Raw genomic sequence first — 3,516 nt, 5'->3', positions numbered from 1 at the left:
CGCGGAAGAAGGAGTCGTTCCCGTGTCCACCACCGAGATGGGCAGGGCTATCTGCGAGAGGATCTGACCTTTCCTGAGCATACTCCCGAACATAAGCGCCGCCGGAAAACTGCTTCTCCGGCGGCGCTCTTTTTAAATTAAATCAGGCACGATATTCTCTGCCCGCTCCTGTCGCCTCGCGCTCTCCCCACCGCAGCCCTTCCCCGGCTCCGGGCCGGGCGCCGCTACTTACGAAAGAAAAACGGGCCTTGCAGCGAGCTCCTATTTTCTCGCTTCCCACGGGGCAAGCGTGCCCTGAAGCGTCCTGTTCAGCGTTTCATACACGGTCCGGACCGGAATACCCCTCACATCGTCGTTCACATCGGACACGGCGGAAAAATTCCGCGGCCCACGCGGCGTCCAGAGCTTTTCCGACCAAGGGTAGGTGATGGACACCGTGGGCACCTTCATGGCTCCGGCCAGATGCTGCGGCGACGAAGTGCAGGTAACAAAAGCATCGCAGGTTTTCAAAAAAGCGGCCGTGTACTGCAGCGACTTCTTGCCGATGAAACGGTGCAGCCGCGGATGCTCCAAGTCGCGGTAGGCCTCCAGAAGCGGCACGTCGCTTTCCCCGGCAACGATCCACACATCGAGATCCGCATTTTTCTCCAGCAACACACGCGTAAGCTCCACAAACTTGTCGATGGGCCAGCGCAATCCCGTCTTTTTGATGTTGCCGATGAACATGCCCACGCGCTTCAGCCCCGGTACGGGCGGGAAACTTTCGCGCACGAATCTTTCCACATCTTCCGGTACATGAAAACGGATGCTTATGTCGGGGTGTTCGTCGTGGGGCAGGGAAAATTCCGCCTCCAGCTCACGGAGCATGACGGCGGAATAATGGGTGCCGTCTTCCTCCGCGCCGCTCCACGGCGCAAGGCGCCCCCTGTTGAGCGCCCCTTTCCTCCCGCCGCGCGCAAGGAAGGAGAGCATGCGCAGAGTGCGCGACCTGTCGTTGAAGTTCACCACCATGTCGTGCCTTTCCAGCAGACGGGGAAGCAGGGAAAACCAGGAACGCACGTTCTTCTTATCATATACGAATACATGATTGATATCGGGGTTGCCTTCCAGCGCCACAGCCCCCAGAGGACTCGCCACCACGTCCAGGACAGCGTCGGGATACAGCGTACGCAGACGACGCAAGACAGGCGTGCTCACCAGCATGTCGCCGATGCGGTCGCTCCTGAGGCAGAGAATATGAAACTTTTTCACGAAAAGCTCTCCTTGCTTCCATGGAGAGACAGCTTCGCATTCCGGCAATACGGTTCATATGCCTTTTGTTTTTAAAAGGCGCACGGCCTCGCCCACAAAACGAACAACAGCTTCACGCTCTTCCATCGTCAAAGGGCGGAGCAGGTCGCTAATGGCCTGGGTATGTAACTGCAATTCCGGTGTCCCGTCTTTAAAAAACTCACATACCGAACAGCCGTAAAGATCGGCAAACTGCTGAAGCCGTTCAAGATTGAGCACTATCTTTCCGCTTTCCATGCGGGAGATGCTTTCCTTTTCCACAGAAAGCCTCTCCGCCACCTGAGCCTGGGTAAGCCCGGCAGCCTTGCGCCTGCGTACCAGATTCCCGGCCACAAGTAAGACGATACTTTGCCTGGTCATGCTTTTCTGCCCCATTTCTGATAATGAGGGAAAGAATAGCAGAATTTTCATGACTAAAAATTAACATTGTATGATATATTTTAATGATATATAACGTAACCCATTGTATGAAACGCTCTTCTCCTTCCACGAGGCCTTTCTTCACAAGGGAAATTAGTATGTATTTTAATAAAATAAAAACAATGAATTGGGCATATCCCAGGCTTGTACTCCTTCTTGGTGCGTCTCTGCTCTTTCTGATCCACATGCTCTGGTTTGTTCAGACGCCCGTATGGTATCCCATCCGCTGTTTTCTCAACGGGCTGCCCGTCACACTGTTCTTCTTCATTCCGGCCCTGCTCTGGAAGCCTCTGGCAAAGCCATGGCTCATCCTCGGAACATCGCTGCTCCTCGTAGCCGCCGTCCTTGCAGGCATGCATCTTTTCTACTATGAGGCCACCATATCCCAGCAGTCTCTTTTTGCTATTTTTGAAAGCAATCTCAGCGAATCTGCGGAGTTCCTTCTTTCCCAGTTCTCCCTGACAGCCCTCGCCTACCTTATAGCTCTCCTGGCCCTTCCCCTGACGCTGCTCTGCAGGGCCATGAAAGCTTCCCGGCAGAACGATATCCGCGCCTCCCGCCTCACCGCAGCCGTGCTGATTGTCGCGGCCTGCGCCCTGGCTGCCTCAGGCAAACTGCCGCGGCTGGCCAAAGACAACATTGCCTGCCAGATCGTACAAAGCTGCCGCGCCTACAGACAGAGCATGGACGACCTTGAACGCTTCCTTGCCAGGGCCTCCACACTCAAGGCTCCCGGAGTCTCCGCCGCTCCCGGGCCTGTCACGCTCATTGTGCTCATAGGAGAATCATCAAGCCGCCATCACTGGGGTATATACGGGTATTTCCGCGATACCACGCCCCGCCTTTCCTCCATGGGTAAGGAGCTTCTCGTCTTCAACGACGCCATAAGCCCCTTCGGCCGTACCACGCTCAGTGTGGCTGCGGCCCTCACCTGTACCGACGTTCCCGGTGTGGGAGACCTCCCCTTGGTTACGGTTTTCCGGCAGGCAGGTTTTGAAACCGTCTGGATCTCCAATCAGAGCACGGTGGATGATACCAACATGATAGTCAGGATCATCTCCGGCGCAGACAGGAAAATCTATCTGAACAAGGGCGGGGATCAGGCCTATGCCCGCTCCTACGACGAAAAGATACTCCCTGTGCTGGATGAAATTCTTGCCTCGCCAAGCACTACGGGGAAAAGAGTCATTTTTGTCCATACCATGGGTTCCCACGTCAATTACGCCTCACGATTCCCGGAAGAATTCAAAAAATTCCCCCAGGCCGACGACATACAGGAAAAGCCGTGGTTCAGCAGCAAGGCAAAAAAATACATCAACAACTACGACAACAGCATCCTTTATACCGACCACATCATAGCTTCCGTCATAGAAAAGCTGAAAAACGTGCCGGGAGGCGCCATGCTTTTCTTTTCCGACCACGGCGAAGAAGTATTCGATACAAGGAACCATCACGGCCATCATGATTCCATAGAGTCCCGCTACTATGTGGACATTCCCTTCCTCATCTGGCTTTCGGACTCCTACCGCTCCGGCCTTGCCCCTGAAACCGCAGCTCTCTGGAAAAAGGCATGCCTGTTGCCCTTTGTCAACGACGCGGCGCCCTATGTCATGCTCGATCTCTGCGGAATTTCCTTCCAGACGCCGCACATGAAGGATTCCCCCCTTTCCCCTGCCTTTATCCCCACTCCGAGAATCATCAACGGGGTAGACTACGACGCACGTTATCCGGGGGATGCGGGACTGAAGGAACCTGTCCCCCTGCGATAATCGTAGGAAGAAGAAAAACGCGCTTTCCTCCATGGCG

The 3,516-nt window shown here is 55.0% G+C and carries 3 protein-coding genes; 1 reads left to right on the top strand and 2 read right to left on the bottom strand.

Annotated elements, in window-relative coordinates:
• Window positions 1-261: 261 nt before the first annotated feature.
• On the bottom strand, window positions 262-1,251 hold the full coding sequence (locus tag K8W16_RS06865; protein WP_304122380.1) for a glycosyltransferase family 9 protein: 990 nt from the start codon (window positions 1,249-1,251) through the stop codon (window positions 262-264).
• 54 nt (window positions 1,252-1,305) lie between these two features.
• Window positions 1,306-1,650: a helix-turn-helix domain-containing protein gene (locus K8W16_RS06860; protein WP_304122378.1), complete on the bottom strand. Its 345-nt coding sequence runs from the start codon at window positions 1,648-1,650 to the stop codon at window positions 1,306-1,308.
• A 158-nt stretch (window positions 1,651-1,808) separates the two neighbouring features.
• Here K8W16_RS06860 and K8W16_RS06855 point away from each other — a divergent pair, with 158 nt between their 5' ends.
• On the top strand, window positions 1,809-3,479 hold the full coding sequence (locus K8W16_RS06855) for a phosphoethanolamine transferase (protein ID WP_304122377.1): 1,671 nt from the start codon (window positions 1,809-1,811) through the stop codon (window positions 3,477-3,479).
• Window positions 3,480-3,516 lie beyond the last annotated feature (37 nt).

The organism is Mailhella massiliensis, assembly GCF_020741395.1.
GTDB lineage: Bacteria > Desulfobacterota > Desulfovibrionia > Desulfovibrionales > Desulfovibrionaceae > Mailhella > Mailhella massiliensis_A.
This window is presented reverse-complemented; position numbering and strand designations above follow the sequence as displayed.